We start from the raw sequence: 23,276 nt of genomic DNA, 5'->3' as shown, positions 1-23,276 counted from the left end.
TCATGACACATTGCCCGGACTTCTCGCGACTCGAATGACGCTGTCTCACAGCCATCCAGAACCGAGAGACCACGCCTTGGGGATCGAGACACGCCCGCCACTCCCCCTAGCCAGAAGCTTCACGCCCAGACTGTCGGGCCGCGGATAGAGGCGACTGCTGAGGCTGAAGCGCCCGTTTTCGTCGAATACCTCGATGGAGGAGCGATCGAGGAACACGCGCAGTTCAAGTCGCTCTTGTGTCGGGTCTATCGATACGCTGCGCTGGCCTGTGACTTGCGCACCCGAGCGGCTACGGTCAAGCACCAGGCGATGCAGTGATGCATCGTAGTAGAGCAGGGTTTCTTCACGGCCATCGTCGCTGCAGCGCAAGGCAATTCCCAGGTGGCCGTCGGTGCAGCCGAGCAAGTCCAGATGCACGTGGATTTCGAGCATATCGCCTTTCACGTCCGGCACCCATCGGGACCCCGCCTCATCCCACCAGGGCGTACTCGGTAATGGCGTCTTGCGTAGGGCGGTAAGCTCCCGTGCCGGATACACGCAAAGGCGATCGGCGCACAGTTCAAGTTCGCGCGGTAAGCCGAGCATGCCGCACCAGTGATGGTCCTGGCTCGGCATCGGGCTTTCCCACATGTCGAGCCACGCCCACACAAGGCGCCGACCATCAGCGGCCAGTAGCGTTTGCGCAGCATAGAAATCATGGCCGTTATCCAGCTCGATAAAAGGCCCTCCCGTGAAGTGCCATTCGCTATCGAGTCGGCCCACTCGATAACCCGTCTGGTACTTGTTGAGGCGGTCGTAACCTTCGGCTTGCATGCCTTGGGGCGAGTACAGCAGTACATCGCGCCCACTCAGTCGAAACAGATCCGGGCATTCCCACATATAGCCATCACCCTCGCCGCCGCCGGACACATAGTCAAGGAACTCCCAGACGTGCAGATCCGTGGAGCGGTACAACGGCAGCAACGGCACATCGCCCAGACGTGCGCCGGCAATCAGGTACCAATAGTCATCCTCCTGCCATACCTTGGGATCGCGAAAGTGCATGATGGTGTTGTGCGGCGCGGTGTCGATGACGGCGCCATGTTTGACGAAATGGATGCCATCGCTACTGGTTGCCAGACACTGGACTTGACGGATGAAGCGCTCGTCACCCACTTCCCCCAGCCAGGTGTGCCCGGTGTAGATCAGGGCCAGGGTATCGCCACACACCACGGCGCTACCGGAAAAACAACCGTCACAGTCGAAGTCATCGCCGGGTGCCAGTGCAATGGGCAGGTGCTGCCAATGAACCAGATCGGCACTCTTGGCGTGGCCCCAATATATTGGGCCCCATTTCGCGTCGAAGGGATAATGCTGATAGAACACGTGATATTCGCCACGGAAGTACACGACCCCGTTAGGGTCGTTCATCCAGCCTGCCGGCGGCGCAATATGATAGCCCGGGCGATAATCGTGGATGACGCGCGATATCCCCTCACTCAGTGCACGCTGCGCAAGGTCAAGGGAAGAAGACATCGGGTCGCTCATGGTATTCAAAGACAAGGTCATAGGGCGTGTGCTCGGACTGAACGCAGAGAAAGGTCATTCGGCAGGTTTTCAATGGCTTGTGGGTGGCGCTTCAAGGCCGTGCCGTCGGCGTCGAACAGGTGCAGGTGGTCTGTGTCCAGTTGCAGTTCGACCCGATCGCCTGCCTGCCATCCGGCGTTGACCTCGCAACGACAAATCAGAAGCTCGTCCTGACCTGTTTCGAGGTGCACATACGTTTCGCTACCCAGGTACTCGACCCCAATCACGACGATGCCGGCGGTTTCTTCCGCCGTTTTGAGCGATACGTGCTCCGGGCGAATCCCCAAGCTCAGCAGCGTGCCCGCCGCCAGATCCGAGCTGTCGAAGGGCAGGGCGGTCATACCCAGAACGGGAGTATCGACCAGGCTGGTTTCGCCCGGGGCATGCAGGCGTGCCGGTAGAAAATTCATTTTCGGCGAACCGAGAAAACCGGCGACAAAGCGGCTCGCTGGGCGTTCATAGAGCTCGCGCGGTGAACCGACCTGCTCTACGCGCCCGCCATTGAGCACGATAATTTTGTCGGCCAGGGTCATTGCTTCCACCTGATCGTGGGTGACGTAGATCATGGTCGAGCCCAGTCGGTCATGCAGCCGGGCGATTTCGTTGCGCATCTGCACCCGCAAGGAAGCATCCAGGTTGGAGAGCGGCTCATCGAACAACAAGATGTCCGGTTCCCGCGCCATGGCTCTGCCCATCGCCACACGCTGACGCTGGCCGCCAGACAGTTCCTTTGGCTTGCGTTGCAGCAGGTTGTCCAATTGCAGGATCTGCGCAGTTTTCAGCACGCGCTCGCGCAGGCTGGTCTTATCGGTCTTGGCCAGTTTGAGACCAAAGCTGATGTTGTCGTAAACGCTCATGTGCGGGTACAGCGCATAAGACTGAAACACCATGCCGACACCACGTTCGCGCGGCTCCAGGTCGTTGACCCGTCGCCCGTCGATCAGCAGGTCGCCGGCGCAGATCGAATCCAGTCCGGCGATCAGTCGCAGCAGGGTCGACTTTCCGCAGCCCGATGGGCCGACGAACACCACGAATTCACCCGCAGCGATCTCCAGGTTGATGTCGCGAAGAATCCGCACGCCACCCAGTTGTTTGTTCACGTTGTCCAGTTTCAATTTGATCACGATGCTGTTCCTTGTATTTGTTGGGCATCAACCCTTTAACGCGCCGGCAGTGAGACCGGAAACGATTCGGCGCTGGAAGATCAGCACCAGAATCACCAGCGGGACGGTGACCAGCACCGATGCGGCCATCAACAGCCCCCAAGGCAGCTCATGGGGGCTGCCGCCGGAAATCAAGGCGATGGCGACTGGCACCGTGCGTTGGGTGTCGGTGAGGGTGAAGGTCAGGGCAAACAGGAACTCGTTCCACGCTGCGATGAAGGCCAATAAACCGGTGGTGGCCAGGGCGGGCCAGAGCAGCGGCAACAGCACGCGGGTCAGCGTGACCCAGGGCGAAGCACCATCCATGATTGCCGCTTCTTCCAGTTCATGGGGCAATTGCCCCATGAACGTGGTCAGCACCCAGACGGTGAAGGGCAGGGTGAAAATCGTGTAGCTCAGGATCAACGCCCAGGACGTGTTGTACAGGCCCAGGGCGCGGACCACTTCAAACAGCCCCGACAGCACCGCGACCTGGGGAAACATGGAGACGCCAAGGACCATCATCAATACCGTCCCACGCCCACGGAATTTCACCCGGCCCAAGGCATAGGCAGCGGTCAGGCTGAGGAACAGCGCCAGCGTCACCACGCACAGCGCAACCACCAGCGAATTACCAATTGCCCGCAGGAATGAGGCTTGGTGAAGTACCGCCGCATAATTGGAGAAGTCGGGGTTTTCGATCCAGTAGCTCACCTCGAACAAGGTGCTGGACGGCTTCAGCGAAGTCACGATGGCGTAGTAGAAAGGGAAGACCGCATACAGCAGCAAAACTCCGATCAGACACCAGAATCCGAGGCGCAACAGCGATTTTTCCAGTAGGCGCTGGCTCATGATCGAACCTCCATTTGACGGCGTCCGAGGTAGAGATAAAGCATGGCGATTACCGCAACCACCAGAAACAGCAGAGTAGAGGCCGCGCTGCCGTAGCCAACATCCTGGAACTCCACCAGGTGTTGGCGGGCATAGACCGACATGCTGATGGTGCTAGAAGAATTTGAGGTCAGCACATAGATGACGTCGAATACCCGCAGGGAATCGAGGATGCGGAAGATCGCGGCCACCAACAATGCAGGCATCAACAGGGGAAGCGTGACACGCCAGAACACTTTCAGCGGATGTATGCCATCAACCCTGGCGGCTTCGTAGCAATCACTCGGCAACATCTGCAAGGCCGCCAGCATCAGCAGCGTGACAAAAGGGACGGTCTTCCACACGTCGACGATGATCACTGCCCACATCGACAGATCCGCATCTGCCGTCCAGGCCAGAGGCGCGTCAATCAGGCCGAGACTCAGCATCAGGTGATTGATGATGCCGAATTGGTCGTTCAGCATCCATGACCATATCTTCGCCGAGACAATGGTCGGAATCGCCCAGGGAATCAGAATCAACGCACGCACCAGGGAACGGCCGGTGAACTGGATGTTCAACAGCAACGCCACCAACAGCCCAAGGATGACTTCCAGTCCCACCGAAACCACAGTGAAATACAACGTGTTGCGCACAGCGTTCCACCATTGTGGATCGACCAGGATGCCCGACCAGTTGGAACCGTCGTAGAACAGGTAATTGCTCAAGCCTACGAAGGAACCGCCACTGCTGTCCGCCAGACTGGCATCGGTCAGGCTGAACCAGAATGTGCGCAGCAGCGGCCATGCCGCCACCAGGGTCAGACACAGCAACATCGGTGTCAGAAATAGCCAGGCGGCGCGTACTCGGCGACTCTGTATGGGCGTTTCCCTGGTGAGCAGGCGCTCGTCACAGGAGGCATGGGTAGTAGAGACAGGCATGGTGATTTTCTTCCTTGTGGCCTACCAGTTCCGGCGTTTGATGCGTGTGAGTTCGCTTTCCAGTTCGGCCAGCGCCTGTTCGACGGGCAACTCGCCTGCCAGAACGCCGTGCACTCGATCGAAGAACGCATTGGAGACCCGTGGATAGCGAGCGGCAGTGATTGAAGCGGGGCGCATGACCCCGTCGTTGAGAATGCTGTGCAGCTGAGCGTAATAAGGCATGGCCGCGAGCAGCTCGGGATCTCGATACAGCGACTCGATAACCGGGTTATAGGCGCCTATCAGGGCACGATGTTTTTGCTGCTGGGCACTGGTCAGGTAGCTCACCAGCTCGGCGGCAAGTTTGGGATGGGCGCTGTAGCGCGATATTGCCAGGCCCCAGCCTCCGAGGGTGGATGCATGGCTGCCGGCCTCGCCGCCGCGGGGCAGGGGAGCGACCCCGACCTTGTCCTTTACGGCGCTGTCCTGGCTTTGCACCAAGGCCCAGACATAAGGCCAGTTGCGCATAAACAGCGCATTGCCCGACTGGAATACGCCGCGTCCTTCTTCCTCGGTGTAATTGAGCACGCCACGCGGGGAGATGTCGCCTACCCAGCTTTTGGCCAGGGTCAACACCGCTCTTGAGGCCTGGCTGTTGACCACGATGTCGCCTCGTGGATTGACCAGGCCGCCGTCCGGTTGGCTGCTGATCCATTCCAGCGCGTTACACGTCAGGCCTTCGTAGGCACGCCCTTGAAAGATGTACCCCCAGGCGTTGGCGTTGCCGGCATTGCGCTCGGCCTGTTGTACATCCTTGGCGGTTGCGGTCATTTCCTCCCAAGTCTGGGGGACTTGCTTGTTGTATTTCTCGAGCAAGTCCTTGCGGTAATACAGCAGGCCCGAGTCGGTGAACCACGGCATCGTCACCAGCCGTCCGTTCACCGTGGCGTTGTCCACCTGCGCCTGGAAGTAGCCTTGGGTTGCATCGGCGGGTAGCACCTCGCGCAAATCCAGCAGATGTTTGGCCAGCATCCCCGGCCACACCATGTCGATCTGAATGATGTCGATGTCGCTGGACTGCGCACTGAGGATCTGTTGATAGAACGACAACCGCTCGGTTGCCGAGTTAGGCGTGGACACCACCTCGACGTGATTGCCGGTCTGTTGAGACCACGCCTCGACGGCCTCTTTGCACAGTTGTAATTCCGCGCCCACCGCACCGCAGGAAATCGTCAGATTGCCTGCGCTGGAGAGGGATGGAAGCCCGGCGCAAAGGGCAAGCAGTGCTGCTGGAAAGAGTGTTTTGAGCTGTTTCATGTAGCCCTCTTTATTTTTGTTTTTAGAAAAGTTAACGTTAACATCGCCAAATGTAGCAGCGTATTAGCGATGAGGCATCCTTTTTTTTGTGGATTTCGACAATCAACATTTCACGGAAAAAGAGGCCGGTCGCAGGACAAAAAATAAAAACAAAACAGGAAATCCCCCATGCAGAAAGCATCAAGCTGGGTACTCGCAGGCGTACTCGGCACCTCGGCGGCCAACGCTCAGGCCGCGACTCTGGAAGAGCGCATGGCCGCGTTTGAAGCCCGTGCCGCCGCTGCGGAAAAACGTGCAGCCGCCGCCGAACAACAAACCCAGGCGCTCGCCAGGGAACTGCAGCAGCTCAAACAGTCCACTGCCGCCTTGCAGCCTGCTGCGTCCACTGCGGCCACCACTGTGATGCCCAGTCTGGATACGCGGTTGGCAAAACTCGAAGCCCGTCAGCAAAGCATGGAGAAGGAGGGCAGCAGTACTGGACACCTCACCGACGGGTTCAGCTTCAAGGGGTACGCCCGCTCCGGATTGCTGATCAACGATGGCCTGGGGGGCGGGCGGGGCGGTCCTTATACAACGCCTGCCGGTTCAGTCGGTGGCGCAGTCGGGCGACTGGGTAATGAAGACGATACTTACATGCGTATAGACCTGTCGAAAGAAGCCTATGCGCAGAACGGCACCCATTCCAAATTCACGGTTTCCATTGCCGATGGCGTGGAAAGCTCCAATGACTGGACGGCCGCTGAAAGTAACCTGAACGTACGCCAGGTATTTGCGGAACTCGATCATCTCGCCGCATTCAAGGGCAATTCGATGTTCGAGAACGCCACCCTGTGGGCAGGCAAGCGATTCGACAGGGACAACTTCGATATCCATTGGCTGGACTCGGACGTCGTCTTTCTGGCCGGCACCGGGGGTGGTATCTACGACGTACAGATGAACAAGAACTGGCGCTCGAATTACTCGTTGATCGGGCGTAACTACGGGGATTTCAGTGAGGGCGGTCTCAATGCCGATGTGGAAAGCTACATCCTCACCTCCAACCAGTTCTTCGATAATGGTCAGTGGCAGTGGATGTTCAATGGCATTGGCTCAAAGAAAAACGACTTTGGCACTCGCACCAATGAAGCGGGCCTGAAGCCTGCGGACTCCGGCTTGCACAGCATGCTGGCCAACCACCAGAAAAACTTTTTCGGCAGGGAAGGCTTCTTCAAAACGGCGCTGCTCTATGGGCAAGGTCTGGGGGCAGAGGTCAAGAACATCGGCTCAGATGGCGAACTCATAGACGATGCCCGCGCTCTGCGTCTGGCACTTTACGGTGAGACATCACTTGCGCCCGACTGGCGTATCGGCCCCAGCGTGCTGGCCGAACAGAGCAAGGATAGATACGTCGAGGGTGACGACTACCGCTGGCTGACCCTGAATGTGCGCTTGGCCAATAAAATCAACAGAAATTTCGAGATGGCCTACGAAATAAGCTGGCAAACCATGAACCTGGACCCGAAGGATTATCTACAACGTAGTGCGGTCGACGGTAACTTTTGGAAATTCACTGTCGCCCCGACATTCAAACCTGAGGTTGGAGATCTTCTTACGCGTCCTGAATTGCGAGTGTTCGCAAGCTTCATGAACTGGTCTTCGGATCTGGACAGGTTCAGTACCACAGACTCCTTTGGCATGACGGACTTCGAAGGCGGAGGTGTATGGCAGTACGGTATACAAATGGAAACCTGGTTTTAATGTTTGAACGCGTGCGGCCAACATCTGCTTTGAGGTTGGTTATGAGAGCTTCACTAACCTCAACAAACCCTGCCTTTCATCAAAGCGCACTGAGTAAGTGATTACCGGTCGAATCTGATCAGCCAGCAGTTCCCTACGACAAAAAAATTGAGGAAATGACGATGGTATTGCCTCGCGCAGTAGTGTTTGGTGAAGCCCTGACCGATCTTGTCCAAGGCACTCCTGGGCAGTGGATGGGCTACCCGGGTGGTGCTCCCTGGAACGTTGCACGAGCGCTAAGTCGCTTGGGTGTCAGCAGCGCTTTTGCTGGATCGGTGAGCATGGATTCACTGGGTGACCAGATCGTTTCGCAGTCGGAAGCGGCAGCATTGGATATGAGGTTTATCCAACGGGTAGACCGAGATCCTTTGGTCGCCATCATTCCATCTAGCCGTCCTCCAAGGTACTTTTTTGCCGGAGATGCCGATCTGTTTTTTGATCCGGATCTGATGCCAGAAGGATGGATCAACCAGGCAGAGCTGTGTCATTTCAGTTGCATCAGTTTGGCTCGACAGCCACTTGCAGACAGGCTGGTTAAAATTGCTCAGCAGGCCAAAGAAGTCGGTAAACGGATTAGCTATGATCCGAACTGGCGCAATTTAATGGATAGCCATTATCGGGAGCAGACCTTCCCTAAGATGACCACTCTTGCTGACATGGTTAAGCTTTCCGACGAAGACCTTCGGCAAATTTATCCAGGGCTGACAGAACACCAGGCAATAGATGAGCTTCGCGCTCTTAATCCTCAGGCGCAGATTCTTTTTACTCGAGGGGAACACGGGATAATTCTCCATACCCCGGACAGCCAGCTCGAACAGCCGGCGATTGCCGTGAAGGTGGAGGACACGGTTGGAGCTGGAGACGCTTGTATGGCTGGTTGGCTGGCGGCGGAGCTGCTGGGGATCGCGGACTTGAGAGAGCGCCTGCAATTTTCAGCGGCTTGCGCATCCATATCTTGCCGCCATGCCGGAGCCCATGCTCCAGCGTTAGCTGATGTGGAAGGTTTGCTGCAACTGCTAAAACATACTTGATCAGGGTTGCTGGCGCCGAGGAGTCGTCTAAGTAAAAAGACGCGGCGCCGAATCCAAGGGAGCTCATGAGCATTTCTGACGTAGCATCTGGTTTAACATAATATGCATTATGAGCACCTTTGTATGGAGCTACCGGGGCCGTGGGTGGGCAGATTTAAAGCCAGGCCACGGGCCTCGATTACTGGGCCGCAGATCAAGCTTGGACCTCAGCGATGTAACTCGGCACGAACGGATCCTGCGAGCCTGTGACGCTCACGAAATTCTGACCATGCACAAAAATCATCCGATTCGGCTCAAGCCTGCGGATTTCTCTTAATGTTCAGGGAGTTAGCCACTGGCGTGCATGACAACACTGATCATCATTGCAGGAGCAATTTTGATCATTGTGCTCATGGGGGGCTGAAAATTGGATAGATTTGCAGGTGGATCACCAAATTCGATTGGTGAATTCGTGCACAGTCAGAAATGATCATTAATAGGCTCAGTGTCGGGAAAAATGATCAAATCTTAAAAATGATCACCATAGTAGGCATGCAGCGCGAACCTCAGTTTTTAGTGATCAGTTAACGAAATTAGAGGATTACAAGATTGAGGGCGGGAAAGCGGTACACCGCAATTTCAGTCAAAAATGATCATCAGGTTGGCATAGCGTTGCGGTCGTATTTTGTTGAATGCAATCGTCTTTGCGTATTGATCACAGCGCGCTTAGCGCTTGACGATTTAACGGTGCATCCATGCCCCACCCTGTGGTTGCTGGGTGAGTCTTTACTTAACTCGACTAAATAGTCATTTAGTCGAGTTATATGGGTGGTTTGCTCTAGAGATGGAAGGCTAGCCCTTCTGACGTGCTGATCATTTTCAAATGACATTGCCGACAGATGCTTAGCCTAGCTATATCGTTAATGGGAAAGAGAGGAGTGATCATTTTTACTTTAAAAGTGATCAACTCGGTCTCTAGGTTAGTGATTAGCCGTACCGGGCAGGCCATGTAGAGGCTTGACAATACAGTGTTCCTGGAGTGAAGCTTCGTAGAAGCTTCATATCGTGCATTCGATTCAAGGTGATTTTGATGAAGCATCTCAGTGTGTGTGCCCTATGCTTTGGGGGAGATGCCTCCCCTATTTCCGATAAGTGTCAGAACCGGAAGTGATTGGGGACTTATGAAAAATAGCCAATGCACGCCTGTCCCTTTGTTCGGTACCTATCGCTGGTTTGTTTCAGTATCAGATGATCTGGATGATTCAACTGTAGTTGCTGTCCAGAAATACCTGGCTGGCTTCGACTCCCGGCTGAGCGCCCTCGATGGGTACGAGGCAGTACGCGGCTTCCTGGAGTCCTATGCTAGCAATGAGGCAACGTTCAACTCTTACCGCACCCATGCCGAACGATTACTACTCTGGTCGCTGCTGATTCGTGAGCGACCTTTGCTTGATCTGCGTCGTTCTGATGCAGAAGAATTTCTTAATTTTTGTATGAGTCCGCCTTCGGGTTGGATCGGGAAGATTGTAAGAAATCGCTATCTGACCAAGAATGACAGCATAGCTGCCAATCCCGATTGGAGGCCCTTTGCAACATCAAGTGAGGCCAACTGCTACAAACTGACTGCCGGAAGCATCGCGCAGATTTTTTCGGTGTGCAGTAGCCTTTATGAATACGCCATTGACGAAGGGGTTTGCACAGTAGTGAATCCATTTCGGGCCATAAAACAAAAATCGAAATTTAAAAATCGTTCAGTACAGGAGTTAACGACCAGGTCACTTACACCTCTGCAATGGGAGTACGTGCTCGAAGCAGCAGAGTCGATGGCGAATTCTGAGCCGGAACGGCATGAGCGCTCACTATATATAGCTGCGACAATGTTCTCGATGTATCTCAGGGTTTCAGATCTTTGCGGTCGCGACAATTGGCAGCCTTCAATGGGGGATTTTCGTCCGGATCATGAGGGTAACTGGTGGTTCCATGTGATTGGCAAGGGAAACAAAGCGGGGAAAATCGCTGTCAGAGAGGACTACGTGGAGCTTTACCTCAAACGATATCGCCTGCACTTAGGGTTAAGCCCCCTGCCCTCGCACAACGAATCTACGCCACTCCTGATGACATTTAATGGCAAAGCTGGGCTTTCAACACGTATGGTGCGATTTATCATGCGAGAGGTTTTCGATTTTGCAATCGACCGGATGGTTAGTGAAGGCCGCCATGAGGAAGAAATCCAAAATTTAGGCGTTGCCACCACCCACTGGTTGCGGCATACAGCAGCGACCTTCGATGCACCATTCCGAGATCCGAAAGATTTGCAAGCAGATCTTCGTCATAGCAGTCTTGCCACTACTCAGAACATTTATTATAGCAGTCATGATAATCAGAGAGCCTATTCGATTCAGAAACTCTCAATGAAGGATCGTGGCTGAACTCATGTTGCTTGGAGATTGGAAAATGGATGTGCAGCCGTTTCCTTGCTTTTTTGGCTTGAAAGATTTTCAAGGCTTGAACACTCACGACCTAGATAAGGAGAACTCTGAGGTCAGGCAGAAATTAAATGGGATTGATATCCGTTGCGCCGCCTTGTCTAGTTACTCGCTAGTCAAAGCGTTTTTGCTTGAGCATGCACTGGGTAGTCGATTCGGCATCTACCGCTCTGCAATTGAAAAGCTTTTGCTGTGGTGTTTGTTAGTCGTAGAAAAGCCAATCATACAGCTCGACGAGCAAGATATTAGAGCGTTTATGGATTTTTGCTTGTGCCCACCTGATGACTGGGTAGCCAAGCAGCCGGAAAAGCGTTTGAGGCGTGCCTCAAACAAGCGTACTTCAAAAGTATTTGTGGTTAATGCATTCTGGAGGCCATTCAGAACAGGCCCGGTTCGCGAGGAAATTAGTGGGACAAGGATATCAGGCTATGCTTCTTTAGCCGTTGAGCTGGCTGTTATTAATTCATTTTACCTATTTCTTTATGCGGAGGATTTAATTGATATAAATCCCGCTGGCTCATTGCATCGTTCGAAGCACTATTCCGGTCGTGAGGCCATTCATAATGGTGCCAAGAGCTTTTCTATCAGCGATTGGAATTTATTTGTCGAGGCAGCTGAAAGTCTGGCGATCAACGATGATGAATTTGAGCGCAAGCTATTTTTGTTGATGAGTATTTATCATCTTTTCTTGCGCCCCGCTGACATTGAGCGATTTGGTGCGAATTTGGCTGTAAAGTCATTGTTTGAACGTAAAAACGGAACTTATGGCTTAAGGGTTGAAGGATACCCCGAATTGGAGCGGGTCTGCATTTCAAGGGACTATGTAACCCGATGGGTTGCCCGATACAGGGCCCATGTTGGAACTGATTTGATACCTCTGGATCGTGACCCTACCCCTCTAATTTCCACGCAGAGCGGTAGGCCTGGGGTAAGTAGTCGCCATGCCAACTTGCTTTTTAAGCAGGTGTGCTCCGAGGTCATGGTGAAAATTAAGCTGGGTGGCGGAGTAGTGTCTGATGACTCATCCTTTTGTCGTGCAACTCTTTCATGGATTAGGGAAACAGGCTTGGTGCAAGCTGCACAATCAATGTCGTTGGTTGAGCTGTATCCCTCAATTCGTGATACTACCTATGACACTGCGCACGCGCGTTTTTACGCTTGGCAATTTCAGTCTGATTCTGATTAAGGATCGACAAGCTAAGTGCGTCTACCTTGCTAGGAAACCATCTACAGGATCAGCACCTACGATTGGTAGTTGGCTGCGCAGGCTTGTATTTTCAGGCCTGCCAGACCCGCAAGGATGTTCACTGCTGCTCATCGATTAAGTGGTACCAGTCAGCGTAGGGCGTGTTGATCGCCTTGTGGCGGTTGCAGTCCGGGCTACCGTCATCCCACCACACCGGGCCCCTCTCCCCTAGTGCCACTTTCGCCAAGTCCACCGCTGCTCGAGCGGCATGTAGCTTGTCGTCATCACCCAGTGCTTTGGCTTCCTTCACGGCTCGCCGGGCTTCCATCAAGTCGTGCACCAGGTGCTGACGCTCCTCATCAGGTAACGCGGGGTTGCTGCAGCGCCAGAGCTGACCTTTGACTACAAGGTAGCGACCGTCCGGCGTTGTTGGATGCATAGGGCAGATCTCGTGTGTGGGTACATGACGGACATTCAAAACGTTTCGAAGACTGCAGCTCGATGCCGAGTACATTTGTACTCCTTACGACCGAGCAGTCAGATCCACCCGGGAAACCGATCGATGGGGGGATCTGAGGCTTCTCGTGTTAACCTGATCTGTTCTGCAGTTCAGAGCAAGCACGCGAACCTGCGTGCTTCATCAACGCTGACCCCATATGAGCAGAAGCCGACGCAAAAACACCATATGCGGTATCACCACCGCCACTAGTGAGCGATTTGACAAGCAGGTCTGGCATAGGAGCTATCGACACGCTGTACGCCAGCGGCTCGCCCAAGCCCCAGAAAAAGAGTTACCTCACCTCCGTGAATTCTTTGATCCTTGGTCGATGGCTAAGGACGGTAAGCGCTATTGGATACCAAGCATGCGAGCTGAAAAGTTTTTGAGGAAGTAAGCCCTGCAACGCCCTGTTAACACAGGGCTTGATCTAACCCGCACACTCAATCGTCTATTTGTGTGGGTGGCTATCCGAGGTTGATCTCGAGAGTACGCGCCTTCACTGTGGTGCGCCCGACTGGATATGGGAGGGACTGAGCTGCGCATGAATACAGAAAACCACAACGACACGCCATTCGGCGCGCTGACGGCCCGAGAGGTCTGCCAGGTGTTACGAGAGGTGGTGCTCGGACGCCGGACTATGACCAAGGTTGGTAACCAGTCCTGGGAACAGCTATACGCCTGCCATATCGAGGTCGATGTAGAGGGATGGCGAATCACGATCTACAACGACTGTGATGAGCTGGACTACTGCGAGAGATGTGTGAGTCCCGATGGGCAGAGCTGGGAATTCGACCCAGGTGATCGAACAGATCCGATTGCTTTGCTATCGATGTGGGAGCATCAGACCCTGGAGCGGACGTTGAAAGCCCTGTAGAGCGATGAGGGCGTGCCCTGCCAGGCCCGGCTGTCGTGAATCAAGCCGTCGTCGACGACGTCTCGTCCCTTCGGGCTTCCATCCGTCACGCCGGCGCGCTCCGCTTGCGCCCACAGCTTATTGATATCGGTCAGAGGATGACCTGGCCGTTTACAGCCATGACCGACCTGAACGCAACGCCGTAAGCCTCAAAACCCAGATTCGGCCAATTCAACCTGTAATCCAGACAGTCATGATGATGGCCATGAACGACCATTTTAACCCCCATGGCCTGGGCAAGCTCATTGATCTCTGAGTACCCGTAGGGATGACAGCTAGGGGCCTCATGACAGACCAGAATATCCGCCTTCTCCATTGCGAGCGAGAAGTAATCATCAGGGTAAATCGCTGACAGCGCGTGCTGCTTTTTCGTCGCGATTATGTCTGCCTGCTGTGGCCGGAGCGCTAGATGCTCGAGAAAGTCACCGTAATTCTGGATGCCATTATCAGGGCTACCTGGTAGCCAGACTTGCGATTCGAAGGTGCCACCGAGCCCTGCTATACGATGGCCAGCAATCTCCACTACACGGCCATGCAGACTGCGCTCAGAGAGGCCGCAGCCATGGAGGTTATGCCAGTAGGCCGGACGATCCGTGTCATGGTTGCCGTGAATGAACCAGATTTCTGTCAGCTCCAAGATCGGGCGCAGGATCATGTCCAAGGGCAAACTGCATTCGAGGTCACCCAGGAATACCACTGCCTCAGGACGATCACGCTTCACCAACCTGATGACATGATCAAAGCGCCCATGTACGTCACCCAGAAACCAAATCACTCGTTTTCCCCACGCATTCTTATATCACCATGGTGTAATCGACTTGATGATTTCGGTGACTTGCCTCCAGTAGTGAAGCAGCAGATACCCGCTGATGACGACGGCCTCTGGAAATGCAATGTAAGCCACAACGGGGCTCACAAATCTGTCGTCGATGCCGAGCACGAGCAACACTCCGAGACTCAGGATCATGCAGGGTTTGAAAACGAACGCGAGCACAGTGAGGGCAACGCTGACCACAAAGATTAAATCCATGAACGTCCTGAACACAGGTGTTGCTCCTTAAAATGCGTCATGTGCCGGCGACAAAGACGATCAGAACGTCAGCTCGGAGGATTCTACTACGACAGGTAGCCGCGAGGGCGTGGGCGTGTCCTTTCGGAGCCGGCTGTCGTGAACCGAGCGATCGTCGTACGCGACATCTCGTCGCTTCGGGCGTCCATCCGTCACGCCGGTGCGCTCCGCTTGTTGTCTCTCATTTGGTGATATCTACGAGATGGATCGAGTCCGCCTAGACGGCTTGCCCTTCCCATCCGTGCCGCTCGGCTAAGCTGAATATCTTCAGCGATGGCGGATGGAAAATCGCTCTACAGGCGTACATTGCCGAACTGAGCCGTTCGGTGGTGCGGCGATCCCGCCGGCTACTGCTTGAAAAGGACAGATCTCACTTCGAGGGTGCAAAGGATATGCGCAAAAATGGTCAGTCATGGTTTCTGATGCTGCTGGTTCTCTTCGTAGTGGGCTGGGCTGTCGGCAAGAAGGACACGCCTAAAACTGAGCCGTCAGTCAGCCAGGCACCGGTAAGCACTTTGGCATCAACCTCATCACCAGCACCACAACCGACACAAGCCTCAGCACCTGAGCATTTCGTCAACGCGGATAAGCTGAATCTGCGCGCTCAACCGGGAGGGAAAGTTATCTCCAGCCTCAACCGCGGTGAGAAGGTTCAGGTCTATGAGCAGAAGCAGGAATGGGCACGCATCAGCCTCGACGGCCAACCGCAGCGATGGATCTCTTACAGAAACCTCTGCAGCGGCTCCAACTGCTTTGCCACCCCGCAGCCGAAAAGAAACCGCCCGACTCCCCAGCCAGCGCGCATCAACACGCCCGAATATGGCTCTTCGTGCCCTTGCTCTTCAGGACGAATTTGTATAGGCCCCAGAGGCGGTCGCTACTGCATCACCTCTGGTGGAAACAAGCGATACGGCGTGTAGTAGGAGCTTCTAGTGAATGGGCTTTGCTGGCCCACCGAGCGCGTGCAATTGATAGTCGGTGACCGCTTGAAATTGTTGCTCCGCCATAAGACGTAGGCGTTCTAGCTCCGCCCCCGTCACGCCGTTAGCTTGAGCTTGATGGAACTGTTTCAAAGCATCCACTGCACCGGTGTACATCGGATGGTCGGGAAGCAGAACCTTACTGAGATCATTCTTCATCGTGATCACTCTGGTGACCTAGGATCAGCACTGGTAGTCCCGGGTCGTATGGCAGCGGAGCGCACCAACGTTCAAAACACGCTCGTTGAGTGGAGAAAGCCGAGACACTATTGTGGCTTTCCAGATCTAGGTTTATGCGTCGGTTGTCCTAAATTCCAATCATGGTAGGCTCTGGAACCATAGATAGCCTGCTATCGAAAGCGCCTTCCAGGTGGCCGCCCCTTCTTGAACGGAGCAAAAGGAAATGCACATCCACGCCCGAGCCGATGAGTCTGCGTCATGACTCTAAAGACCTCTTTCGCCAGCGTACTCCGCGCGCTCCGCAGCAAGCGCAACATCAGTCAGCGTGACTTCGCCGACACAACAAGCCGTACGTACCTTTCGAAACTCGAGCTAGGCAAATCCAGCATCACCCTGGATAAGCTCGAACAGATCAGTAGCCGGCTCGAACTCAGTCCGTTGACGCTCCTTACCCTCACTCTCAGTGAAGACACAGGTCGAACGCCAGTAGACCTGATGTCAAAGCTAACGGAAGAGCTTGCAGAGCTGCAGCGCGATGGTGGGCTTCCAGGCCTTCGTATCAAGGTGGAAGGTCTCGACGCTGCTCGCCGCCCCCGCATGGACGCTCCTAAGACGACTCACGCAGGCATGAGGGAGTCTAGGCAGGCGGAGCTAGCATTCGCGGATTAACAAATCGGCCCCGCTCAACTCCTTGCATACCGTCACGGTTGCTTGGTGAGAAAGCGGGGAACCACCTGGATGTCGTTACGGATTTGGCGAATCGTCACATCCCCGCTTCCATCAATGAACTGGCTCACCCAGTGTGCCGGCGCTGTGCAATTGGTAGTCGATAACTGTCTGGTAAAGATGATCAGACTCCAGTCGAAGGCGTTCGATTTCTTCTGCTGGTAGCCCATGAGCCAAAGCGTCGTTATGAGCTTGGATAGCCTCAAGCGCTTGCCTGAGCAGCGGCTCGCCGGCTTCAGCCATTCCCAGCAGCGTTCTCTTCACTTGTTCACTCTCAACGGTGTGGCATCCTGCATCTGAGGGCTGAGTGTACTCTCGCTTCCGCCAGATCGACCACGGAGAAACGGATGGCAATCACAGCAGTAATCTTCGACGCATTTGGCACAACCCTGCGAATCGGTACGCACACAAATCCATTTCGCCAGTTGCTACGTGAAGGTGCCAAGCATGGCCGTCGCCCCTGCTCAGTGGATGTCCACAGACTGATGACCCTCAACGCTGGGATTCGAGATGCTGCTGACCTGCTCGGCATCCAGGTTGCACCGTCCCGCATGGCTGCAATTGAGTCAGATCTAGAGCGCGAGATCGACTCGATTGAGGTCTCCCAGGATGCACGTGATGCGATTGCCCTCCTCCATGAGCACGGCGTAGCTACCGCCATCTGCAGCAACCTCGCTGCACCCTACGGGCCGGCAGTGAAAAAGCTACTGCCAGATCTCAACGCCTATTCGTTCAGCTACGAGCTCGGGGTCACCAAGCCTGACCCAGCGATCTACCGCGCCGTGTGCCATGATCTTGGGGTTGTGCCTGGCCACCTGTTCGGCGGTGCGGCTCAAGTAGCGATGATTGGTGATTCGCCGCGCTGTGATCGAGATGGGCCTCGAGCTATTGGCATCAAAGGCTTCTATCTAAATCGATCCGGAACTGAAGCAATCCGAGACCTGATGCAATTCGCGAAACTGGTTGTCGAGCAATCCGAGCAGCAGCCAGCGCGGTTGGTAGGCTCGAACGACATCAGATTTGAAAGCCGCCACCCTAAAGCTTTGGATTGATGAATAACCCTTCAGTGCCGGACTCGAACAGCCGCGGCTGGTGAGATCAAACCTAATGTCGGCATAAACACAATGCCTACAGTCATGGGCGCCTGGCATCCAGATGCTTACCAGCTTCCGATCAGCGCCAGCACTATCTTTGCATACCCATTAGCAAACAAGGACTGAGTCACTAGGGATCATCATGCGGTCTCGGTGCAAAACGGCTACGCACCGCACGCGCTGCCCGTTAAAATACTCCCGAACCTCAGGATTGCGAACCAGGTATGGCCAAGGCTCCAAGGAAAAAGCCCGCAAGGGTAGCTCTAGCCCCGCGTGATGCGGCTGCAAAAGGCGGCCGAAAAAATGTAGCGAGTCCGGTTTCCACTGGCGATCGTGGTGGGTCATTCGAGCGCCGTGTCCAAGCAGTCCGCCTGCTTGCTCTGTGTCTTGGTTCGCAATGCCCAGGTGCACGGGATGGCTATGTCATCACCCGGCTACTTTTCCAAGGGCGACTTTTCGATCATGACACAGATGATCTGATAATCGATTTGTTGCATCCCCTCACTGGCCAGACCGCAAAACAGCGTCTGCAAATGAAGCGTTCGCTGAAACCCACCGACAACAAGATCTTCAACGAGGCGGTTGGACTCGCCTGGGCAGACTTCAGAAAGCCAGGGTTTCAGCGCAACCTAGATGAGCTGCTCATCGTGTATCACGCTTCAAGCAGCTCCTCAATGCAAGGTGCTGTAGAGGTTGTGCGCTACGCGATGGTGTCTGCCTCAGCTGATGACTGGTATGTGCGTGTCCATGCTCAGAGATTTAGTAACGAAAGCAACCGTAAAGCGTACGCTGCGATCAAGCGGGCAGTGGAGCTCCAGACTGGCTCCGAGGTGGACAAGGCCGACCTGTACCCATTCGTTCTTCATCTCAAGTTCATGCCGCATGACTTGGACTCCGACAGCTCAATAGAAGTCGATAACCAAAAGCAGCTCATTAGCCAGCGGATTTTCTCGCGCCAGAGCGGTGATGTGTGGGCCTCGCTTCAGGCTGCATGCGCAGAACTCAATAGCTCTGCAGGCGAAATCTCGGAGGCAACAACACAGCGTCATCTGGGCGCCCTGGCCCTGGAGTTCCAACACACTCGCTCAATTTGGAAGGGTTTCCACGCAGAGAATGGCCTGAGGCTCACTGGTGGCGGCGGCAAGCTGGCAGCTGCCCTCACCTTGACTCCAGATACTGATGGCCACCTAGGTGAACTGCGTTCCGTTTCTGCAACTGCTCAAGGCTTGATCATGTCAGACGATCTGCCTTCGGCCCTTGCATCATCAGCGGACACATTCATATCGCGACAATTGGATCGGATTACTGAAGGGCAGAGAGAGCACCTATACCAAGACAGCTTGAAGCAATTAGAGCTTTTAGAGAGCGACTTGAAGGACTTCGACGATCACCAGAAGGCCAGATGGTATTTACTGCGTGGACTCTCCCTCTGGCACCTAGGCACTGACGAAGCCGCAGCGACGGACTTCGATACCGCCGCTAGCCTTTGTGACTCAGATGATCGAATAGCCGCTGCTATGGTTCGCGCACGAATGTTGCGAGAGGAGTACCAAGCAGCGGTAGATATCGGTCGCGTATTGCTAGATCGGTTCCCTGAGTCCTTTCATATCTGGGCTGTGACGACCAACGCTCGGTTACTTGCCGGAGAGCGGTTGACGAGCGAGGACGAAATTCCAAGCATCTTTGCTGACAAGGCATCCGCATGGCAGCTTCTGGCATCGTCTCTCAGTGGTATGGATGACGATGAAGGCGCCGTTCGCTTCATTCGTATAGCGATGGAAAAGCAAGACTGCACGTTTTTCATCTTTGAGTCCTACCTGCGCTTCGCCATCCGCCTCGCAACGCAAGATGAGGCGCGAGTTAACCTGAGGTCGTTATCTGCTCACCAAGTAGCAGTCTTGTCGGACGCTATGGCTTGCTTTGATGATCGAGACAATACGATCTGGGCTTCGCAAAGCGCTAAGACAGTGAGCGAGGTTATCGCTAATCTAGCCTACGCGATGGTGTTACTGCAGCGTCCCGCGGAAGCGCTCGAGCTTGTTCAGCAAGCCAAAATAAAGGGAGCCAGCATAACGACCGCTGTGACTCGGGTTGAAGTCGAGGCTATGTGCGACCTCCAACGCTGGAGGGATGTAACCGATCAATTCTCTGCTGTGATCGATACTTTGCCTGATGAGTCCTTGCTCCGCTTTGGTCATGCCTGCATGGCCCAGTCCCGTCATGAACTTCTACAGGTAGCGCGTAATGAGGCGGCAAGGCGGACTCCGTCTGACATTGTGACTCGTGTATCGGCCATGCTTCGGCGGCTCAGTTGGGAGATGCTGTTGCAGTCAGCAGATGCGGCAACCGTCCGCAAGGAGCTTGTCGAGCGTGATTTCTCTCCGGCCAGTACCTCCGTCATTGACCTGTGCTTCGCCAGTCGAGCATACGAAGACGATGACGCACTTCGGAATCAGTATGTAGATCGAATCGCAGAGCTAGCGCCAGCGTGCACAGAGCCTCAAGAGCTAGCAATGGCAGCTCGAGCAATGCTTCGTGCTCACCGATATGAAGATGCAATTTTTCTGTTCGAAAAGCTGCTCCCAGCCGAGTCATTTACGCCGCTGCACGTTGATTTGCTGCACTGCTACATCCTGGTGGGTCGCCATGCGCAGGCGAGAAATCTACTCGACTCTATGCCAACGGCCTGGCGGCAGTCGCCTGAAGCCCGGGAACAGGCTTTGTTTCTGTTCAACAGTGCCGGTGACTGGGCTCGCATGCGCGAGATTGCGGAGTTAACCGTTTCTGAGCACCGCCAAGATGTTAACCCCTGGCTCACGTTGATCCGGGTTGCCGCATGCGAAGGGGTTGTCGACCTGAACGCACTCATTTCAGAGATTCCGTCGGAACTTGCAGGTTCACCGACAGACCTGCTGTTGTTGGCCAACATCGAGATGCGCCATGGCCAAGCAGAAAAAGGACTCGCTCGTATTGCCCACACCATGCGAAATAACCTTGAAGACGTTGAGTTGGCAGCGACCCACGTCAAGGTGATGCTGACGCTGACTGAAGAAGCGGACTCGATCATGGGCATGGTTAAGCAGACGCTAGCTGTAGTTGAGCCCGGAGCATCTGTAGAGCTGGCTGACGAGCATGGGGAAATCCGGCATGTCAGTATCGATGGTAGAGACACGCACTATCCATCCGTAGGTGAGTTTATCGCACCGGATTCGGAGTTTGCGTTAGGCCTGATCGGCCTAGGCGTATCGGAGAAGGTGACGTTCAGTTACCTAATGGGCACGCAGGTTTTAGAGGTGAGGCGCATCATGACGATTCACCAGCGGCTAATGGAGCTTTCTCATAATCGGGTTCGGGACTCCGTCGTTCCGAGCAAGACCTTGGTTTCGATGAGAATCCCGACCGATGCCAATGGTGAGATGGATTTCAATGTCTTCCTACAGCATCTCGATCAGCATCAATCCCAAGGTGAGAGCATACTCAAGCTCTATGAGCAAAATCCGCTTACCCTAGGTCTGGTTGCGAATCGCTTGGGGCGAGACATCATTGATCTCGTGCGGGGTTGGCCTCTGGATGGCCCGTCCTTGCAAGTCTCTACTGTCGTGGGGACAGGTCACGACGTCCTGCCCTGCTCTCTCAATGGCTCCACCTGGGTAGTTGATCTGTCGATGCTGACCCAGCTGGCGATGCTGGGGCTTTTGGATGTGCTCGGTCACCTGGCGACAGTCTATGTCAGCACCGCAACTAGACGATCGCTCGACATGAAGATCGAAATGTCGTCGGCCTTCCGCAAGCGCGGCACGATGTTCACCCATGAGGGGCAGCTGGGATTCCATGAGGAAACCGAAGATGATCACGCTCGCGAGCAAGCTTTCCTAAGCAGTATCGATATTGCGATTTCCAGTTTTTGCACCGTGGTGCCTTGCTATGGCCCACTCCATCCGACGCCTGAGCTAGATCGGCTACGGGACGTACTTGATGTGGAGGAGCATGCGTCCCTGATGTTGTGCAAAGAGTACGACGCTGGTCTGCTCTCTCTGGATGCGCGGATGCTTCAACTGGCCTTGGCACTTGGTGTGCACTCGGCATCGACTCAAATGCTGCTCAAAGGGATGCAGGATATTGGTGTGCTTAGGCGCGTTGAATACTCCTGCGCACTGATCAAGCTGATTGCAGCAGGCCGCAGCTTCGTCTCAGTAGACATTCCGAGTCTGATCGCGATGATGGATCAAGGTCTAGCCTTCGCGAATATGGGCATCAGAAGCTTGCGGCTTTACCTCGCGGCACCTGCTGTAGATTTTGACTCTGCAGCATTCATGGTAATCGGATTTATCAGCCAGTTGTTCGTAACCGGCAGGTGTAATTTTCCAATGATGCTTGAGCTGATTTCGCATCTTCTGGAGCCTCTATTCCGGCATCCACATTGCCCCACAGAATTTCTAGAACGTAGCCTGAAAGGGTTCGCCTATCTCGAGGATTATGGGTTTACACCCACCTACTTCGCGCTCATCAGGCGTATGCTGATTAGTACCAAGCAGGCCGCTCAGCGACCGGAACAACCTAGGAAACTGAACGCTCAGATTGTTTTCCTGCGCATCGCTCCTCTTTACACCTTGGATGACCACAGCGCGCTTCTGGCTCAAGTGTTACCCCCTGACGACCCACAGAGTGAAACGGAGGCTTCTGAGCGGGCACCTGACGAGTTAGAACTGCAGGCTAAGAATGCCATCCGGGAGCAGGCCTCGGTTGATACGCTCGGGCAAGCGGAAGCGCGGGTCAGGACTGGCGATACAGAGGTATGAAAAATCTCATTTATTGAAGCACGATGCCTGGGATGAGCTCTTTATCGCTTGAGAAAAGGTGCTCGGTAAGCTGGTCAAAGAGGAGCTAGCGAAATACCTATGACGATTCACGGCATTATTTTCGACTGCGACGGCACCCTGGTAGACAGCGAACGCCTTGCAGCGCAGCTGTTGAGTGAGTTGCTGGGAGAGCAGGATGTTGCGATGTCACCTGCTGAGGTACTCATCCGATTTCGGGGTGCCCAATTCCAGTTCTTCGTAGATGGTCTGCGTGACCTCTACCCTACGCTTTCTTCCGAGGCTCTCACGGTTGGATTTCGCACGCGGAGCATCCCTCTCTTTGAAAGGAGCTTGGAGCCCATGCCGGGCGCAATCGAGTTTGTAAAGGCGCTCAAAATTCCTGCATGTGTGGCTTCCAATGGGCCTCGCATCAAGATCGAAACCTGCCTCAAAGCTGTTGGCCTTTATCCTGCCTTCGAGAAGGCCATCATCAGCGCATATGAGGTGCAAGCCTGGAAGCCTGACCCTAAAATCATGCTTCATGCGGCGGAGCGTTTGGCTCTTCCAGCCGAAAAGTGCCTGGTTGTAGAGGACAGCCTATCTGGTGTTAAGGCAGGACTGCTCGCGGGCTGCCATGTAGCGGGCTATGGAGATACTGACTTTTCCAGGTTTGTCGGTGATGCGAATTTCCACCTTTGCCCCGACTACCGTGCGCTGACTCAGTTGTTAGGCTGAGTGATTGC

20 protein-coding genes are annotated in these 23,276 nt (G+C 54.7%); 10 read left to right on the top strand and 10 right to left on the bottom strand.

Annotation, left to right across the window (positions count from 1 at the left end; all coding sequences use genetic code 11):
* Window positions 1-45 precede the first annotated feature (45 nt).
* From V7787_RS22040 to V7787_RS22020, 5 genes are read right to left on the bottom strand one after another with little or no spacing between them, the layout of a single operon-like run.
* A complete protein-coding gene (locus V7787_RS22040) occupies window positions 46-1,548 on the bottom strand; it encodes a glycoside hydrolase family 32 protein (protein ID WP_081273227.1) in 1,503 nt (500 codons plus the stop codon).
* Window positions 1,545-2,690 (bottom strand): ABC transporter ATP-binding protein, encoded by a 1,146-nt coding sequence (locus tag V7787_RS22035; RefSeq protein ID WP_336089569.1) that lies wholly within the window; start codon window positions 2,688-2,690, stop codon window positions 1,545-1,547. The genes V7787_RS22040 and V7787_RS22035 overlap by 4 nt, the downstream gene beginning before the upstream one ends.
* A 27-nt stretch (window positions 2,691-2,717) precedes the next feature.
* Window positions 2,718-3,560 (bottom strand): carbohydrate ABC transporter permease, encoded by an 843-nt coding sequence (locus tag V7787_RS22030; RefSeq protein WP_104887655.1) that lies wholly within the window; start codon window positions 3,558-3,560, stop codon window positions 2,718-2,720.
* The gene (locus V7787_RS22025) at window positions 3,557-4,519 is read right to left on the bottom strand and encodes a carbohydrate ABC transporter permease (protein ID WP_104887654.1); all 963 of its coding nucleotides are present in this window, start codon (window positions 4,517-4,519) and stop codon (window positions 3,557-3,559) included. The genes V7787_RS22030 and V7787_RS22025 overlap by 4 nt, the downstream gene beginning before the upstream one ends.
* A 21-nt stretch (window positions 4,520-4,540) precedes the next feature.
* The gene (locus V7787_RS22020; RefSeq protein WP_104887653.1) at window positions 4,541-5,815 is read right to left on the bottom strand and encodes an ABC transporter substrate-binding protein; all 1,275 of its coding nucleotides are present in this window, start codon (window positions 5,813-5,815) and stop codon (window positions 4,541-4,543) included.
* Between the two features lie 168 nt (window positions 5,816-5,983).
* On the opposite strand from V7787_RS22020, the gene V7787_RS22015 reads away from it, so the two are divergent.
* From V7787_RS22015 to V7787_RS22000, 4 genes are all read left to right on the top strand, one after another.
* The gene (locus tag V7787_RS22015) at window positions 5,984-7,552 is read left to right on the top strand and encodes a carbohydrate porin (protein ID WP_104887652.1); all 1,569 of its coding nucleotides are present in this window, start codon (window positions 5,984-5,986) and stop codon (window positions 7,550-7,552) included.
* Between the two features lie 161 nt (window positions 7,553-7,713).
* Window positions 7,714-8,622: a carbohydrate kinase family protein gene (locus tag V7787_RS22010; RefSeq protein WP_104887651.1), complete on the top strand. Its 909-nt coding sequence runs from the start codon at window positions 7,714-7,716 to the stop codon at window positions 8,620-8,622.
* A gap of 1,160 nt (window positions 8,623-9,782) precedes the next feature.
* Complete coding sequence (locus V7787_RS22005) at window positions 9,783-11,030, top strand: tyrosine-type recombinase/integrase (protein WP_336089568.1); 1,248 nt, start codon at window positions 9,783-9,785, stop codon at window positions 11,028-11,030.
* Entirely contained in the window at window positions 11,023-12,273 is a 1,251-nt protein-coding gene (locus V7787_RS22000; RefSeq protein ID WP_336089567.1) for a hypothetical protein, read from the top strand. Before V7787_RS22005 ends, V7787_RS22000 begins: the two co-directional genes overlap by 8 nt.
* A 118-nt stretch (window positions 12,274-12,391) precedes the next feature.
* Here V7787_RS22000 and V7787_RS21995 read toward each other — a convergent pair whose 3' ends face one another.
* The gene (locus V7787_RS21995; RefSeq protein WP_336089566.1) at window positions 12,392-12,712 is read right to left on the bottom strand and encodes a hypothetical protein; all 321 of its coding nucleotides are present in this window, start codon (window positions 12,710-12,712) and stop codon (window positions 12,392-12,394) included.
* 601 nt (window positions 12,713-13,313) lie between these two features.
* Here V7787_RS21995 and V7787_RS21990 point away from each other — a divergent pair.
* On the top strand, window positions 13,314-13,646 hold the full coding sequence (locus V7787_RS21990; protein ID WP_336089565.1) for a DUF7693 family protein: 333 nt from the start codon (window positions 13,314-13,316) through the stop codon (window positions 13,644-13,646).
* 130 nt (window positions 13,647-13,776) lie between these two features.
* Here V7787_RS21990 and V7787_RS21985 read toward each other — a convergent pair whose 3' ends face one another.
* On the bottom strand, window positions 13,777-14,460 hold the full coding sequence (locus V7787_RS21985) for a metallophosphoesterase family protein (protein ID WP_336089564.1): 684 nt from the start codon (window positions 14,458-14,460) through the stop codon (window positions 13,777-13,779).
* 24 nt (window positions 14,461-14,484) lie between these two features.
* A complete protein-coding gene (locus V7787_RS21980) occupies window positions 14,485-14,730 on the bottom strand; it encodes a hypothetical protein (RefSeq protein ID WP_336089563.1) in 246 nt (81 codons plus the stop codon).
* Between the two features lie 416 nt (window positions 14,731-15,146).
* On the opposite strand from V7787_RS21980, the gene V7787_RS21975 reads away from it, so the two are divergent.
* Window positions 15,147-15,674, top strand: coding sequence for an SH3 domain-containing protein (locus tag V7787_RS21975; RefSeq protein WP_336089562.1), 528 nt, complete (start codon window positions 15,147-15,149; stop codon window positions 15,672-15,674).
* Window positions 15,675-15,683: 9 nt separating this feature from the next.
* Here V7787_RS21975 and V7787_RS21970 read toward each other — a convergent pair whose 3' ends face one another.
* Window positions 15,684-15,893, bottom strand: a complete 210-nt coding sequence (locus V7787_RS21970) for a hypothetical protein (RefSeq protein WP_336089561.1) — start codon at window positions 15,891-15,893, stop codon at window positions 15,684-15,686.
* A 279-nt stretch (window positions 15,894-16,172) separates the two neighbouring features.
* Here V7787_RS21970 and V7787_RS21965 point away from each other — a divergent pair, with 279 nt between their 5' ends.
* The gene (locus V7787_RS21965; RefSeq protein WP_336089560.1) at window positions 16,173-16,583 is read left to right on the top strand and encodes a helix-turn-helix domain-containing protein; all 411 of its coding nucleotides are present in this window, start codon (window positions 16,173-16,175) and stop codon (window positions 16,581-16,583) included.
* Window positions 16,584-16,694: 111 nt separating this feature from the next.
* Here V7787_RS21965 and V7787_RS21960 read toward each other — a convergent pair whose 3' ends face one another.
* Window positions 16,695-16,904: a hypothetical protein gene (locus tag V7787_RS21960; protein WP_336089559.1), complete on the bottom strand. Its 210-nt coding sequence runs from the start codon at window positions 16,902-16,904 to the stop codon at window positions 16,695-16,697.
* An 83-nt stretch (window positions 16,905-16,987) separates the two neighbouring features.
* Here V7787_RS21960 and V7787_RS21955 point away from each other — a divergent pair, with 83 nt between their 5' ends.
* From V7787_RS21955 to V7787_RS21945, 3 genes are all read left to right on the top strand, one after another.
* Complete coding sequence (locus V7787_RS21955; protein WP_336089558.1) at window positions 16,988-17,692, top strand: HAD family hydrolase; 705 nt, start codon at window positions 16,988-16,990, stop codon at window positions 17,690-17,692.
* A 575-nt stretch (window positions 17,693-18,267) separates the two neighbouring features.
* Window positions 18,268-22,533 (top strand): PIN domain-containing protein, encoded by a 4,266-nt coding sequence (locus V7787_RS21950; protein ID WP_336089557.1) that lies wholly within the window; start codon window positions 18,268-18,270, stop codon window positions 22,531-22,533.
* A gap of 99 nt (window positions 22,534-22,632) precedes the next feature.
* A complete protein-coding gene (locus tag V7787_RS21945) occupies window positions 22,633-23,268 on the top strand; it encodes an HAD family hydrolase (RefSeq protein ID WP_336089556.1) in 636 nt (211 codons plus the stop codon).
* The last annotated feature ends 8 nt before the right edge of the window (window positions 23,269-23,276 follow it).

The sequence above is a fragment of the Pseudomonas sp. CGJS7 genome, assembly GCF_036961695.1.
The sequence above is the reverse complement of the archived record's forward strand: the minus strand, read 5'-3'. Positions and strand labels throughout refer to the sequence as shown.

Coding starts and splice junctions, on each gene's coding strand:
- V7787_RS22025 (WP_104887654.1), bottom strand. CDS start 4,519: ATGCCTGTCTCTACTACCCATGCCTCCTGTGACGAGCGCCTGCTCACC.
- V7787_RS21975 (WP_336089562.1), top strand. CDS start 15,147: ATGCGCAAAAATGGTCAGTCATGGTTTCTGATGCTGCTGGTTCTCTTC.
- V7787_RS22020 (WP_104887653.1), bottom strand. CDS start 5,815: ATGAAACAGCTCAAAACACTCTTTCCAGCAGCACTGCTTGCCCTTTGC.
- V7787_RS22030 (WP_104887655.1), bottom strand. CDS start 3,560: ATGAGCCAGCGCCTACTGGAAAAATCGCTGTTGCGCCTCGGATTCTGG.
- V7787_RS21990 (WP_336089565.1), top strand. CDS start 13,314: ATGAATACAGAAAACCACAACGACACGCCATTCGGCGCGCTGACGGCC.
- V7787_RS21950 (WP_336089557.1), top strand. CDS start 18,268: ATGAAGCGTTCGCTGAAACCCACCGACAACAAGATCTTCAACGAGGCG.
- V7787_RS21965 (WP_336089560.1), top strand. CDS start 16,173: ATGACTCTAAAGACCTCTTTCGCCAGCGTACTCCGCGCGCTCCGCAGC.
- V7787_RS22015 (WP_104887652.1), top strand. CDS start 5,984: ATGCAGAAAGCATCAAGCTGGGTACTCGCAGGCGTACTCGGCACCTCG.
- V7787_RS22005 (WP_336089568.1), top strand. CDS start 9,783: ATGAAAAATAGCCAATGCACGCCTGTCCCTTTGTTCGGTACCTATCGC.
- V7787_RS21970 (WP_336089561.1), bottom strand. CDS start 15,893: ATGAAGAATGATCTCAGTAAGGTTCTGCTTCCCGACCATCCGATGTAC.
- V7787_RS22040 (WP_081273227.1), bottom strand. CDS start 1,548: ATGACCTTGTCTTTGAATACCATGAGCGACCCGATGTCTTCTTCCCTT.
- V7787_RS21945 (WP_336089556.1), top strand. CDS start 22,633: ATGACGATTCACGGCATTATTTTCGACTGCGACGGCACCCTGGTAGAC.
- V7787_RS22010 (WP_104887651.1), top strand. CDS start 7,714: ATGGTATTGCCTCGCGCAGTAGTGTTTGGTGAAGCCCTGACCGATCTT.
- V7787_RS21955 (WP_336089558.1), top strand. CDS start 16,988: ATGGCAATCACAGCAGTAATCTTCGACGCATTTGGCACAACCCTGCGA.
- V7787_RS21995 (WP_336089566.1), bottom strand. CDS start 12,712: ATGCATCCAACAACGCCGGACGGTCGCTACCTTGTAGTCAAAGGTCAG.